This window comes from Bacillus sp. ISL-75 (assembly GCF_018613095.1).
Window position 1 is genome coordinate 218,772 of the sequence record NZ_JAGGQX010000038.1, and the last position, 14,498, is coordinate 233,269.

The following is a 14,498-nucleotide window of genomic DNA, read 5'->3' on the forward strand; positions in this document are numbered from 1 at the left end:
GATGCCCCACCCCAATGGAACATCTTTTTCTATTGAACGTTATCCTATTTTCTCATCTGTCCCTGTTTCTCCAGAAGTCACATCCTCAATTAAAACAAACTCCTCCGACATTGGACGAAGTTTCTTGGATCCTACTAAGAAATAGTAGACAATCGCCACACCAAAAATCGTCAGAATCACACCCGCCAAAGGCAGCTCCACTCCAAACAATGGAAGAGTTGTCGTTAACACACTGTATTTTACCACGCAGAAGAAAGAGAAAACACCCAATACTAATGCAATCGCCGGTACCACAGGATAGCTTACCTTAAATGGTCTTTCCAAATTCGGCTCCTTTTTCCGCAGCACAAACAACGAAACCATACTTAAGCAGTACATCGTAATCGCACCAAAAACGGATAGGATAATCAATGCATTTGCAAAGTTTGCTGAGCCTGCTGCGATCACTCCAATCGCTCCTGGAACAATCAAGCCCCAATGCGGCACCCCGCGTTTCGAAAGATTAGACAAAAACTTAGGCAGGTATCCTGCACGAGCCAGGGCAAACGTTTGACGGGAATAACCAATAATAATACCGTGCAAGCTGGCAATTAAACCAAATAAACCGATAATGGCAACTGATTTTGGAATAAAGCTGCCTTCTCCATAAATACTTTCCAATGCCTGTGGAAGTGGATAATCCGCCGGTTTACCGGTACCGCCGCCAAGTCCTGCCGTTACGACTAAGGTTAAAATCGTTGCCACACCAAGCGTTAAAATACCGGAAATAAAGCCTTTTGGAATATCCTTCTTCGGGTCGCGCACCTCTTCTGCTGCCATCGCTCCCCCTTCAATCGCAAGGAAGAACCAAATGGCAAATGGAATCGCTGCCAAAACACCGGACCAGCCATGACTAAAAGCCATATCATTAAATATATTGGATGATTGAACATGAGGTAAACCGGCCACATAATAAATCGAGAGACCGATCAGTGCCAATACCGTTGCCACTAACTCAATGATAGCGGCACCTTTTACGCCAATTAGGTTGACCAAAATAAATAAAATAAACATTCCGACCGTTGCATAAACGGGATTAATACTTGGGATTAAGAAATTGATATACGCTCCAACAGAAACCGCAATCGCTGGAGGGGCAAATACGAATTCCAGTAAACAGGCTAAACCTGTTATAAAGCCCATAAACGGCCCCATTGCCTTTCGAGCGTAGGCAGACGGTCCGCCGGCATGAGGGATGGAAGTTGAAAGCTCTGAATAACTAAAAATAAAGGTCGTATAAAAGACAATAATAATCAGTGCGGCAATGCCGAGGCCAATGGTGCCGCCTGATTCAAAACCATAGTTCCAGCCAAAATATTGGCCGGATATGACCATCCCTACAGCAATACCCCAGAGATGAATTGGTTTAAGCGCTTTTTGTAAATGGTTGTTTCCCTGCTCCATATACCCTTCCCCTTTCAAAGTTAATCTCCTGGAAATATTAAAGTAAAACCATATCCCATACACGACTATTTCCAAAACTAGGTGTTACTAGTTTAATATAGAATTGTAGAAGGATTCACAGGATATATTATCCAAATATTATCGTGTCTTCAAAATCGACATAACATTCCGAACAGATTGGGCTGATTGATCAAGGGCTGTTTTTTCTTCTGGGGTTAACGCAATTTCAATTACCGTTTCAATCCCATCGCCGCCAAGGACCGTTGGAACCCCTAGATATAAATCCTGATAGCCATATTCCCCTTCCAGATAGGCAATACATGGCAAGATTCGTTTTTTGTCTTTTAATATGGCTTCAGCCATTTGGACCATCGAAGCTGCCGGGGCGTAGTAGGCACTGCCTTGACCTAGCAAACTGACAATCTCGCCGCCGCCTTTACGCGTTCTTTCCACAATCGCTTCAATTCGGTGAGGCGGGAGAATTTTATCAAGCGGGATTCCGCCGGCATAAGAGAATCGAACCAATGGGACCATATCATCACCATGCCCGCCAAGGACAAAACCCGAAATATCTTCCACTGACACATTCAATTCCTGTGCAACAAAAGTGTTGAAACGCGCAGTATCTAAGACTCCGGACTGACCGATAATCCTATTTTTAGGAAACCCTGTTGTTTTATAGCAAACATAGGTCATCGCATCAACAGGATTACTTAAAACGATAATGTAGCTATTCGGCGCATATTTTTTAATATTTTCAGAGACTTGCTCGATAATTTTTGCATTGGTAGAAACCAAATCATCCCGGCTCATCCCTGGTTTCCGCGGCAGCCCTGCAGTGATTAACACCAAATCAGCATCCTGTATATCCGCATAATCTGAGGTACCCGTTATATTTGCATTAAAGCCTTGGACAGGGCTTGCTTCTAGCATATCCAGTGCCTTCCCTTTGGTCGGATCGTTTTGAGACGGGATATCAACCAGAATGACATCTCCTAATTCTTTTTGCGCAATCATCAGCGCCGCTGTTGCACCAGTAAATCCTGCACCAATCACTGCAATTTTTTTACGTTTGAAAACCATATTTCTTCCTCCATTCTTTTAAAAATTATTCTGTTTGTGCTGGAGGCTCATCTTGTTTTGCCCTTTGACCTCTTTTTGCAGGTTTTGGTTTCTCCTCGCCCTTTTTCGGCGTCTGTGCCAACATTTGCCCTACTTCCTCATCCGGACGCGGGATCACATGTGCGGTTACCAGCACCCCGACACTTTGAGCAGCATACTTGCCAGCATCGACCGCTGCCTGGACAGCCCCGACATCTCCTTCTACTAAAATCGAAACGAGTCCGGCGTCCACTTTTTCTTTTTTAACTAAACGTACATCCGCTGCTTTAACCATTGCATCTGCGGCAACGATCGAGGCAATCAGCCCTCTAGTTTCAATCATTCCTAAGGCTTTTGACATCATTTAAGCACCTCCTTCTACATCAATAGAATCGATAATTCCGATAATGACAGCATCAATCGGCATTCTATGGTCACCGATAATATTTGCCGCCGCACTTCCCGTTGTAACCATCACTTTATCTCCGACTCCTGCACCAATCCGATCCACCGCAATAAACGGTGAAAGGATAGGCGCCCCGGATGGAAGCTCCGGCTGGACAAATAAATATTTTAATCCTATTAGATTCTCTTCCTTCCTTGTCGCCCATACATTTCCTATCACCGTTCCAACTAACAAAAAATCATCCCCTTAAACTAATCCATAACCTGGATGCTTTTTTTCAACTCTCTTGCAGCATCTCGTGCCAATGGAGTCACGATTGTGCCTTTTCGAACCAATATCATCTCGTACTGACATGCCTGCACATCTCTTTTGGTTAAGAGATTTTTTTGAAAATGAACTTCTTTTGGTTCGTTTTGTTCAAGTGATACCTGATTGGTCACAGGCTGGGGTTTTACGAAAGGCTCCCCATCCTTAACAATGAATCCAGCCTGACCGCTTGTAATGAACCCGGCATTAGCTTCATCGGTATCGATATGCATCTCAAGCTGATATCTCGGTGAAACCCTTATAAGTACTTTTTCAAACGAAACCGGGCGTTCCCCTTCTGTTCGGATTCGTACATACTCGCCGTTTTCAACGCCAAAATAAGCGGCATCCTCAGGGTGCATATGAATATGAGCCTGGGCAATGATCAGTCCTTCATTTTTGAAAATACTTCCTTTGGGCCCTGCCAGAGTAATCGGTGCAGAACCAGCAATATTGCCAGATTCCCTTAGCGGCGGTTTCAACCCAAGCTTTACTGCATCTGTTCTGCTGACTTCCACTTGTGTTAAAGAACGAGCCGGACCGAGGATTCGCACTTTTTCAATGCTTCCTCTTGGTCCGACAATGAACACCGTTTCATTAGCCGCAAATTGACCGGGCTGAGACAAGTCCGCTTTTTTCGTTAACTCATACCCTTTGCCAAAAAGCGTTTCTAAATCAGCTTGACTTAAGTGGCAATGGTGTGCAGAGACAGCCATCGGGATTGTATTGGGTCTGAAGTCCTTTTTTACCAATTGCTGAATCACTTCTTCAACAACCATTCGAATGGCTAGTTCATTCATCTTATTGGCTCCTTACTTCTTACACTTCCACTTCTAATTTTGGTAAAATGCTCTCCAATTCGTTGTGCGGACGTGGGATGACATGAACAGATAATAGTTCACCAACACGTTCTGCTGCTGCCGCACCTGCTTCAGTTGCTGCTTTAACCGCACCTACATCTCCGCGGACAAGAACCGTTACAAGCCCGCCGCCAACATGTACTTTACCGACTAAATGTACGTTTGCTGCCTTTACCATTGCATCTGCTGCTTCTACGGATGCTACCAAACCTTTTGTTTCCACCATTCCTAATGCTGTTAATTCTCTAGCCATTGTAAATTCCTCCTATTAATTCATTTGATATTTTTTTAATACTTGATTTACCAATTCAGAAATGACCTGCGAATCTAGCTGGCCCGATACATTCACATTGCTTAAAACCTGATTCACAATCTCGTCTACATAGTTGCTGGCACCCCATTGTGGAGCAGGACTTTTGCTGGATGGTTTTGGAACGTTAACCTCTTTTGTTCCATAGGCCATTCTTTTGATATTGATTAAATGGCGGGCCGTTAGATTGTCTGAAGTAATATTACCGCCAAATGATCCACAGCCAAGTGTCAGCGATGGCATCAATTCCGTTGTGGCTCCAACCGCACCAATGGAAGAAAGAGTATTCACCATCAGTCGTGATACTGGCATGAATAGCGCAAATTCACGGGCTACATTGTCATCATTGGTGTGAAGGGATAAGCTATGTCCCATCCCGCCTAAATTTAAGATTTTCACACACAGCTCTTTTGCACTTTCATAGCTTTCAGCTGTATAAATCGGAAAGATCGGCGAAAGTTTTTCAATGGAAAAAGGAACGTCCTTCCCTATCCGCGTTTCTTCCGCAATTAAAATCGTTGTGTCGGCTGGAACGGAAATACCCGCCAATTCCGCAATCTTGACAGCACTTTGACCAACAATTGCCGGATTCAGCTTTCCTGGCAATGGTGAAATCACCTTTTCTAGAAGTGATTTCTCCTGCTCATTTAAGAAATAGGCACCATTATTTTTAAGCTCCCTTACGGCCATTTCTTTGACATTCTGGTCAACCACAATGGCTTGTTCCGTTGCACAAATCGTGCCGTTATCAAACGTTTTGCTTTGAACAATCATTTTGACCGCTTTTTCGATATTGGCGGTTTTTTCGATATAGACGGGCACGTTTCCAGGACCGACACCATATGCAGGCTTACCTGAACTGTAGGCAGCACGGACTAAATCTTTTCCGCCAGTTGCTAAAATCAAATTAATATCACGATGGTGCATTAATTCAGTGGTTGCTGCCATTGTTGGTTTTGAGATCCAGCCAATAATTCCGTCCGGCGCTCCCGCATCAACGGCTGCCTCCAAACAAATCTTTAAAGCGGCGACTGAGCATTTCACTGCCCGTGGGTGCGGACTAAATACGATTCCATTTCTTGTTTTTAGTGCGATTAATGCTTTAAAAATCGCACTCGAAGTTGGATTTGTCGTTGGAATGATCCCGGCAATCACCCCAAAAGGTGAGGCGACTTCGACTATTTTCTTTGTACGGTCCTCGTTAATGATTCCAACTGTCTTCTCGTTTTTAATAGATTCATAGACAGTATGTGAACCGACGTCATTTTTCATTTTTTTATGTTCGACTACACCCATTCCGGTTTCTTCGACCGCCATCTGGGCTAATTCAAGTGATTTGGCAGCAGCCGCTTCGGCAGCCCGTTTCACAATTTTGTCGACTTGTTCTTGGGAAAACGCCAAGTACTTTTGCTGTGCTTCTTTAGCTTTCTGAACTGCATCCCGCATTTCCTGAATGGATTGTAAATCTAAATCAAATGGCAACAGGGACACTCCTTTCTCTCTTGTTTTTTGTGTAAATAATTACACGTATGCAGCATTATCCGCCAATTAAATAGGAATCTAATACTGTCGTGGATTTCTCGCAATCTCGATAATCACAGCACGAAAAGCATCCGCTGCCGCCTGGCATGCCGATTGCGACCCAGTCAATAGCCCACCTCCAAAGTTTGTTTCCGAAGGCGGTCCAAAAAACTTAACCAGCTCTACATCCGCAGCCTTTAACGCCGAATCCATTCCATACACCGCTTCAAGCGGCGGAGCAATCAAATAGGCTAGTGCTTCTCCTTGATTAATCCCTGCCTCAGCTGATAGATAAGAACCGGTTCTTGCCACGACATGGGCATACAATGCATGGCTTTTTTCCTCATTGATTGCCTCAAAATACGCTTCATTTTCTGCGGTTTGAATCACCGCATCTATCCCGCTTTTCACTTCATCTGGACTTGGACCGGCCAACACGCCGATCATTTCACCAGACAATGGCCCTGATGCATGCGCAGAACCTGCGTAGAAGGACTTTGCATAGACAACATCAACATCTGCGCGTTTCGTTGCTTCATCAAGAGCTGTATAGCCGACATCGTCAATCGTTGAGGTAAAAATCGCTAAACTCCGTTGATGGGGTTTTAACTGAAACTGAGCTGCTAAGGCAGGGTCAACGTTTGGAATAATCCGAACAGCCAAGATATTTGCATGAATTCGTTCTAATGCCATTTATTAACCCTCCCCTTATTGCTCTTTTTGTACCAGCGAAACACCGCTGGCTTCATATTTTAATATTTTTTGCACGATCGTTCCGATATAGGCGCCGGCCTCCACCGGTGGAATGCCGCCCTTATGAATATTGGAGATGACCATCCGGTCGGCCTCAATGGTGCCGTGGCGTGGTTCGTAGCAGAGATACGCACTTAATGATTCCGCACTCACGAGACCTGGACGTTCACCAATCAAGTAAACAATCACTTTCGGTTTTAGGATCTCCCCAACATCATCCATTGCCGCCACCCGGCCTTTTTCGATAAAAAATGGTGTTCCGACATCGAGCCCTAAGCTTTGAAGCGATTGATTAAGAGATAAATAGACATCCTCTAAATTTTCCTCGACCGCTTTCGAACTTAAGCCGTCAGAAACAATAATTTGAACCGTCGGAGACTTTTTACATTTTTGATCAATTAATTGTTTTGCCTCATCAGAGAGCTTTCGGCCGAAGTCAGGACGGCGGACATAGACCTCTTTGTCGGTAACCTTCGTGTTAACTTTTAATAAGGATAAGCTTTCAAGTATTTTCGGATCGACATCACCATAAACGGCATCGACTGCTGCCGCATGGTCAAAGCGAAACTTCAGCCAAGTGTCCGTTTTGGGCCTTAATCCCGCACGGCCGACGCCAATTCTTGCCGGTGTTTTGCTAATTAAAAGATCCAGCTCTTCCTTATTAATCGGATTTTCAAGTCCTACAGGCGGCTTTGGTTCAAGAAGTTTTTCTTTTTCATGAGCTGACTCCAGGCAGCCCGGACTTTGATTGCACTCTGTTTCAACATGATTCGTCCGGTGGCTCCAAAATTTCACTTCCACTTTTGCCGATGTATCATCGTTCGCCTTTTTCTTAACTTCTTCCACCGCCGCACCGCCTTCAGCGGTCTTCGTCTGCAATTTTTCAACCACCATTTTCGTGATTTGTTCCACTAACTCAGGATTCACTCCTTACACCTCCTATCGCGAAAAAATCGTCGGGTCACCTGCATATTTACTTAATTTCCCGTTTTCAAAAATCCCCATTTTCTCCAGCCATGCTTCAAATGATGGTGCCGGCCGTTTATTCAGCGTCTGTCTTAATGTCGCAACATCGTGATAACTTAAGCTCTGGTAATTGAGCATACAATCATCACCCATTGGCGCAGCGATAATAAAATTCACCCCTGCCGCGGAAAGCAGCACGCCAAGATCTTCAATGTCGTTCTGGTCTGCTTTAATATGGTTCGTATAGCAAATATCAACGCCCATTGGAATGCCATGCATTTTTCCCATAAAATGATCTTCAAGACCGGCTCGAATCACTTGTTTGTTGTTGTACAAGTACTCTGGTCCGATAAAGCCGACTACCGTATTGACAATATACGGGTCATAGTAGCGGGCAAAGCCATAATTCCGGGATTCCATTGTCAATTGGTCGATATCATAATGAGCTTCGGCGGATAATTCCGAGCCTTGACCTGTCTCAAAATACAAACGTTGTGGACCAGTTCCTGTACCGTATACTTTCGCCATTTCATTGGCTTCCTCCAAGAGGGAAGCGGTAATCCCGAAAGAACGATTCGCCGCTTCGGTTCCGGCAATACTCTGGAAAATCATATCTGCCGGCGCCCCCTGCTGGACCGCTTTCATTTGAGCTGTCACATGGGCAAGCACACAGTTTTGCGTTGGAATTTCCCATTTTTGAATAAAGTCATGTGTCGCATGCAATAACCGTTTTACACTTTCAACGGAGTCATCTACCGGGTTTATTCCAATTACTGCATCTCCAATCCCATAGGCAAGCCCTTCTTTCATTGAGGCCATCATCCCGTCGACATTATCCGTCGGATGGTTTGGCTGCAGCCTAGAGGCTAACACTCCTTTTTGACCAATCGTAATATTGCATTTGGTTAAAACTTCAATTTTATTGGCGGCATGGACTAAATCGAGGTTGGACATGATCTTTGCCACCGCTGCAATCATTTCACTATTCAGTCCTCGGCTGAGGCGTTTCAAGTCTTCACCGGTAGTTGAATCGTTCAGGATATACTCGCGAAGTTCCGAAACAGACCAATTTTTAATCGATTGATAGATGGGTTCGTTAATCTGACCCTCGATAATCTTTGAAACCTCATCCTCTTCAGGAGATAGCATTGGATTTTCCCTAATATCTTGTAGTGTTAAATAGCTCAACACTTGTTTTGCTGCAATTCTTTCCTGGACGGTCTCAGCAGCAATCCCTGCTAAGCGGTCTCCGGATTTTTCTTCATTTGCTTTCGCAAATAAATCCTTTAGTGAGGAAAATTGATAGACAGTACCTAAATAGGTGGACTTTAATCTCATAAGAATGCCTCCTTTCGTCATTTCTGGAATGTTAATGTTTTTATGATGACAGGAACAACATCGGTTTCGAGCACTTGGCCTATATCCAAATAGTCCCCATTTTCAACTTTAATTTGATCAATACAAATGACGGATTGCACCGGAGCCTTCCGCTTAAGTGTTTGCCCAAGAACTTTTGCATAATCCCGGTCAAGCACAAGAACTAACTCTTGAGTTTGATTCGGTTTTTGTTTCATTGCTTTGAGGATGGATTCAGCAAATTCATCGATTTCACGGAATCTTAAGTAAGGCAATTCTGAAAAATAAACCGCAAAATTCTGTCCCTCACGCTGTGGGTCATAGAGATCGAGTGCTTCCTCAATCCGCTTGGATAATTGGTTTATTTCCGTTTTAAAATCAACCTCAAATCGAATCTGGTAAACCGGCAAGTTTTTCATCGGCAATTTACGATTATCAACTTCAATGGTTGCGCCGCTGATTTCAGTCGTTTGCATTCCGGCGCCCAGCACTGTGGCCCGAACCGTTTCCTGCGGCTTTACCCAAGTCCATTGAGCAAGACTTGAGCTTTCCTTTAAGGAGGCGGCTAACATCAACCCGATATCATCGTATTTGGCCGACTGTACGATTCCGGTCTCATGCTGATAAATGCATTCACTTATCCCGCCTGAGAACATAATCGCCTCAATATCTTCCACCCAGTTAGGTTCATGCCCTAGCAGCAACGTTAGATCCTCGTTTGTGAGTTCCTTTTTTAACATCCGCGCAATGACATCTGCCATAAAATCGGTTACTTGTTTTATCGCTGATGGATTTTGGTTTTGCCCCTCCACCATCCTTGAATCCCATTGTCGCAGTAAATTTTTAACAGGCGGAGAAATACTAATGATTTTATTATCGTTACATTCAATTAATCTGCCGCCTACATGAAGCGTACAGGTTCCACAAAGTCTGCCAGATTTATAAACGGCCACATTGGCGGTACCCCCGCCGATATCGATATTGGCGATAACCTTCCCCGTATCTTTCGAATATTCATAGGCGCCCGATCCCTTAGCGGCAATAATTCCTTCTAAGTCAGGACCAGCTGTTGCAACTAGAAACTCCCCAGCCTGGTCAGACAGCTGATGCAGCATTACTTCTGCATTTGACTTTGTGGCTGTTTCACCCGTAATGATCACTGCTCCCGTTTGAATATCCTTTGGCTCAATACCTGCTTTCTGATATTCCTTTCTGACAAAGTCTTCAATTTTTTCAATATCAATGGTGGTTGGTGAAAGCAGCGGTGTCCGGTAAATCGGGCTGCGATGGATGACCTGTTTGTCAATGATTTCAATTCGGGGCACATGTGCCCCGCCAGCCATATTCATTAACGTGAACCGGCTGATTACCAGCTTTGTTGTACTTGTACCTATATCGATTCCCGCACTGATCATTTCTTCTTTTTGCGGGCCTTTGAACTTCATCTCAACTCCCCCAAAAAAACAAAAAGCGCCCCTTGTAAACTATCCCAAATTAGATAGTTTATAAGAGGCGCCATTGCCATTAAATTCATTTGTTATTCATAATATAAATTATTTTCTGGATATTGTAAAGGTTTTCATTTAAAAAATTACAAATGGGGATGGATTTCCTTCAAAATACTTCTTCATTTCATGTGTCGAACGGAAATTTACCAGATTCCGTATCTCCTCTATTCCTTCATTTTTTAGGGAAGAGGTAATGACAATCGGACCTTTGGTTACGATTACCTTTTTTAACAAAGAAATGGCTAGTTCAACGTCAGCCTGGTCTGAATCACTTTTTGTGACCACCCCAATGGGGATTTTATTGATTCCGCTGCTGAATCCTGGCGGGAAAATCATTTTCTTCTTGGTCGCATCCTGTAAATACAGGACATGTGTCACTTCTAATGCCGTTGCCATGATATTTTTATAGTAGAACGGGTTTTCACAATATTCTCCTGGGGTATCAACAATCCAATCATAGTAATTCAGCGACTGCGTTTTGACAGCAGGCACGTCCCGGTCAAGCAATGCATTTGTTAACGTCGATTTTCCGGCCCCAATGGAACCGATCAGCATGGCTCGGTTCTTTTTCGTCATCATATTTCCTCCTTTCTTGAAAAATTCTATTTTTCTGATTCTATGACTTCGTGATCTCCGCCGGGGTATATTTCAGCGTATCCTGCAAAAAACGGTTGATTTCCTGCATCGCCATTTCCACCTCTGAAACATTGCCGACAATCACAAGACTTCCGGTAAAGCGATCCAAAAATCCTAACTTGACATTAGCCGATTTGGTGGCTAAATCTCCGGCAATAATCACCGTCTCACTTGGGGTCAGCGTCAAAATCCCTAATGCCCCAGCCTCCTGTATCCCCAGTTTTTCAAACATATCCGGGTCCGGATTAGCAATAATATGGCTTAAAGTTACCTGTTTCCCTGGGACAAACTCCTGTATAAACCTCTTTTTCTCTTCATTCACGACAAACCCGCCTCTCAAATTAATAAAAAAAAGCCTAATAGACTTTATTTTTATAAAAAATAAAACCTACTAAGCGACTTTGCTTCATCTATTCACTTGTAAACTAACTTGGGTACTTCAAAATAATGTACTTTGCCACTTTTTCCAATGGCATTTGTTTTTTCATGCTAAGGTCTCTAATCTTATTGTAAGCTGTTTCCTCCGGTAAATTCAATTGTTTCATTAAAATTCCTTTTGCTTTTTCAACAATCTTTCGGTTTTTCAGTTCCCGATTCATTTCTTCTACTTTTTCTTTATAAAGAATAGCATTTTCTGCCTGCTTCAAAGCAATTTCAACCGCAGGAATCAAGTTAGCCTCCGAAATCGGCTTTACAAGATACCCTAAAATATTTGCCTTCTTCGCTTTTTCTATATATTCCTTTTGACTATAGGCCGTTAACAGCAAAATCGGGATATTGAATTTGTTGGAAATAATCTCACTGGCCTTTAAACCGTTCAGCTTCGGCATTTTAATATCCATGATCATTAAGTCAGGCTTAAGGCTGTAAGCCAATTCAATTGCTTTCTCGCCATCAGCTGCTTCAGCCACAACATCATAGCCAGCATCCTTTAACATGAGGGAAACATCCAATCGGACGATGGACTCATCTTCAACAACGATAATTCGCTTTTTCATTCCTTAATCCTCCCACGCAAAGGGAAATTCGACGGTTACTTCCGTTCCTTCACTTGTTCCTTCAATGGAAAAATGGCCCGATAAATCATGTTCTATCATCATTTTAACAATATCAAGCCCTAATGACGGCTTTATAGAAGGAGTATAGCCAATTCCATTATCTTTTACAAGGACTCTTACTGCAGAAGCCTCTTCCTGGATGACTACATCAATTTGGCCCTCTGTCATCTCCGCAAATGCATGCTTCACACAATTTTGAATTAATTCATTTATAACAAGAGCAACGGAAACAGCTAGATTCGATTTAATAAGAATCTTTGGGCCGGAATAGTCGATCGAAATCAATTTTCCTTCATGATCTTCACTTAAGACCAGCATATTCCCAATTTTTTCTATTAAACTAACAATCTCTACATCATCCTGATTTTCAGAATTGGATAAGATGATTTCATAGACAGAGGCAATACTTAAAATTCGGTTGAGGCTTTCGATAAAATAAAACTTGCTTTCTTCGGGGACCCCTCTTCGCATCTGCAGCCGAAGAAGACTCGCTACCGTTTGCAAGTTATTTTTTACACGATGATGGATTTCCCGGATGGCCACAGTCTTTACGGTAAGCTCCCTCTCTTTTTGGCGCAGCTCTGTTAAGTCACGAAAAATGATAAACGATCCGCTATTTTTCTCATGCTGCACAAGAGCAATTTTTTTCATTTGAAATACTTTATTTTGAATGATGATTTCTTGGACCACAAGTTCATCCGGCAGCCTGCAAATTTCTGCAAGGTTAGGAAAATAGGAAGTAAAAAGATTGCCGCTTTTACATTCCTCCGAACACATTTCTAAAACAAGATTCATCGCAGCAGGATTCGAATATTGAATCTGTAAATCCTCGTCAATAATGAATAGAGATTCCTCAATCACATCTGGGATAAAAGGGCGATTTTCAGCCATTCCCAGTAAGAGTTCGCTAAGTGTCTCATTCGCTTCTGTTAGCGCTTTCAGTTTATTTTGATTTTGGAGCTTAACACTGTTGTCTTTCTCCATGATCAACGTGCCAATCACTCGGTTATGAATTCCAACAATCGGAACAACGCTTTGTTCGACTTTTTTCCCTTCCTGGGTTAAGGCATGATTGAGAAAAAGCGGCTTACCCGTCCGAAATGCATAAAAAACTGCAGGCTCAAACGTTTCGTAGGCAAACTTTCCGACCACCGGATTTTTATAGACAGAATTGGCCGTTGCAGGTGCTGCTTCTGCCACCACAATAGCATGCTTTTTTTCACTTGTTTGGCAATCTACAAACACATTTGCTTGATTTAAATCGGCAATTAATTGCAGGTTTTGAACCACTTCTTGGATCTTTTGTATGTCTTGTTCCGATAGGTCTGTGTGAAGCTGACATAGAGTTACTACGGTGTTCATCTCAGTTTTAAACATGTCATAGCCCCAATCTATTATCTTTAAATATATAAAAATATTTTATATATCATTTATCATAGTGTCAATCTTCTGTTTTTTACAAAAAATGGTTCACTGTGCCCGGTATTAATTGTTAAATAAAGTCATTTATAAAAAAGAATTGATAATTTGTTTAATAATACAACCACAAATTATAAATGACTAATTTCTAGCCAAAAGCAAGAACAAAAAAGCACACGTTATTTCCTATACTCCACTCTAAAGAGGGGTTGCTGCTACAACATTTAATTTCTTATATTCTAATATTCTAATATTTTAATAGGAAATACTTATTAACGAATTCTAGCCTTGCGAAAGCCATCAACTACAATGATAGCTGTCGATAGTATAAAGATGAAAATTCCTCCGCCAGCTATCCAGTTTTTCAATTGATTAGCGGTAATGGAAAATCGCCTTTATAAACAGCTTACGATATTTCTTCTTTTTCAACAAACCTGCTCCGTTAGTGAAACAAGAAAAGCCGCTAATGGCAGCTGGATCTTGATCTCTTGCAATCGTTAGAAGAGTTTTTATTGTTGATATGGATTTTTAAGTACCTTTTGCATAAATAGTTCTGGATTAACAATCTGTTCAAAACCGTATTGGTTATATAATGAATGTGCATCATTAGTAGCTAACATAAATCTACGAACTCCCTGTAATTCGGAATGGTTTGTGATAATACCCATTAACCATTTTGATAACCCTAATTTCCGATAATCTGGCAATATAAACACATCACATAGATAGGCATATGTTGCTAAATCAGAAATTACCCTTGCAAAACCAACTTGTTCAATAACGTCTTTACCTACTTCACCTTTATAAACTCCAAAACATAACGGAGAATTTTCAAGGAGACTGCTGAAAAAGTCT

Annotated in this window: 15 protein-coding genes and 1 pseudogene; all 16 read right to left on the reverse strand. The window is 42.4% G+C overall.

Translation table 11 applies throughout. The annotated features are described in order from the left end of the window. Positions 1 to 39: 39 nt before the first annotated feature. A complete protein-coding gene (gene eat, locus J7E63_RS16940) occupies positions 40 to 1,443 on the reverse strand; it encodes an ethanolamine permease (RefSeq protein WP_215014486.1) in 1,404 nt (467 codons plus the stop codon). A gap of 138 nt (positions 1,444 to 1,581) precedes the next feature. After that, positions 1,582 to 2,526 carry a malate dehydrogenase gene (gene mdh / locus J7E63_RS16945; RefSeq protein ID WP_215014488.1) on the reverse strand — a complete coding sequence of 315 codons (945 nt, stop codon included), beginning with the start codon at positions 2,524 to 2,526 and terminating at the stop codon, positions 1,582 to 1,584. A 25-nt stretch (positions 2,527 to 2,551) separates the two neighbouring features. Beyond that, complete coding sequence (locus tag J7E63_RS16950; RefSeq protein ID WP_214711801.1) at positions 2,552 to 2,905, reverse strand: BMC domain-containing protein; 354 nt, start codon at positions 2,903 to 2,905, stop codon at positions 2,552 to 2,554. 3 nt (positions 2,906 to 2,908) lie between these two features. Then, positions 2,909 to 3,184 (reverse strand): EutN/CcmL family microcompartment protein, encoded by a 276-nt coding sequence (locus J7E63_RS16955; RefSeq protein ID WP_214711712.1) that lies wholly within the window; start codon positions 3,182 to 3,184, stop codon positions 2,909 to 2,911. Positions 3,185 to 3,426: 242 nt separating this feature from the next. Continuing rightward, positions 3,427 to 4,056: pseudogene (gene pduL, locus J7E63_RS16960) on the reverse strand (phosphate propanoyltransferase); the annotation flags it as partial. Between the two features lie 19 nt (positions 4,057 to 4,075). Next, complete coding sequence (locus J7E63_RS16965; protein ID WP_144555092.1) at positions 4,076 to 4,369, reverse strand: BMC domain-containing protein; 294 nt, start codon at positions 4,367 to 4,369, stop codon at positions 4,076 to 4,078. A gap of 15 nt (positions 4,370 to 4,384) precedes the next feature. Beyond that, positions 4,385 to 5,908: an aldehyde dehydrogenase family protein gene (locus J7E63_RS16970; protein WP_215014500.1), complete on the reverse strand. Its 1,524-nt coding sequence runs from the start codon at positions 5,906 to 5,908 to the stop codon at positions 4,385 to 4,387. A 78-nt stretch (positions 5,909 to 5,986) separates the two neighbouring features. Further along, positions 5,987 to 6,640 (reverse strand): ethanolamine utilization microcompartment protein EutL, encoded by a 654-nt coding sequence (gene eutL, locus J7E63_RS16975; protein WP_215014502.1) that lies wholly within the window; start codon positions 6,638 to 6,640, stop codon positions 5,987 to 5,989. Positions 6,641 to 6,655: 15 nt separating this feature from the next. Then, positions 6,656 to 7,627 (reverse strand): ethanolamine ammonia-lyase subunit EutC, encoded by a 972-nt coding sequence (gene eutC / locus J7E63_RS16980; protein WP_215014504.1) that lies wholly within the window; start codon positions 7,625 to 7,627, stop codon positions 6,656 to 6,658. A 12-nt stretch (positions 7,628 to 7,639) separates the two neighbouring features. After that, entirely contained in the window at positions 7,640 to 9,004 is a 1,365-nt protein-coding gene (locus J7E63_RS16985; RefSeq protein ID WP_215014506.1) for an ethanolamine ammonia-lyase subunit EutB, read from the reverse strand. 17 nt (positions 9,005 to 9,021) lie between these two features. Then, positions 9,022 to 10,467, reverse strand: a complete 1,446-nt coding sequence (locus J7E63_RS16990; RefSeq protein WP_215014507.1) for an ethanolamine ammonia-lyase reactivating factor EutA — start codon at positions 10,465 to 10,467, stop codon at positions 9,022 to 9,024. A 138-nt stretch (positions 10,468 to 10,605) separates the two neighbouring features. Further along, the gene (locus J7E63_RS16995; protein ID WP_214998773.1) at positions 10,606 to 11,106 is read right to left on the reverse strand and encodes a EutP/PduV family microcompartment system protein; all 501 of its coding nucleotides are present in this window, start codon (positions 11,104 to 11,106) and stop codon (positions 10,606 to 10,608) included. 40 nt (positions 11,107 to 11,146) lie between these two features. After that, positions 11,147 to 11,488, reverse strand: coding sequence for an ethanolamine utilization microcompartment protein EutS (eutS, locus tag J7E63_RS17000; RefSeq protein WP_168243707.1), 342 nt, complete (start codon positions 11,486 to 11,488; stop codon positions 11,147 to 11,149). Between the two features lie 103 nt (positions 11,489 to 11,591). Continuing rightward, complete coding sequence (locus J7E63_RS17005; protein ID WP_026564955.1) at positions 11,592 to 12,164, reverse strand: ANTAR domain-containing response regulator; 573 nt, start codon at positions 12,162 to 12,164, stop codon at positions 11,592 to 11,594. 3 nt (positions 12,165 to 12,167) lie between these two features. Beyond that, the gene (locus J7E63_RS17010; RefSeq protein ID WP_251033578.1) at positions 12,168 to 13,601 is read right to left on the reverse strand and encodes a sensor histidine kinase; all 1,434 of its coding nucleotides are present in this window, start codon (positions 13,599 to 13,601) and stop codon (positions 12,168 to 12,170) included. 551 nt (positions 13,602 to 14,152) lie between these two features. Beyond that, positions 14,153 to 14,498, reverse strand: a 346-nt coding sequence (locus J7E63_RS17015; protein ID WP_215014509.1) for a GNAT family N-acetyltransferase, incomplete at its 5' end; no start/stop codon positions are given.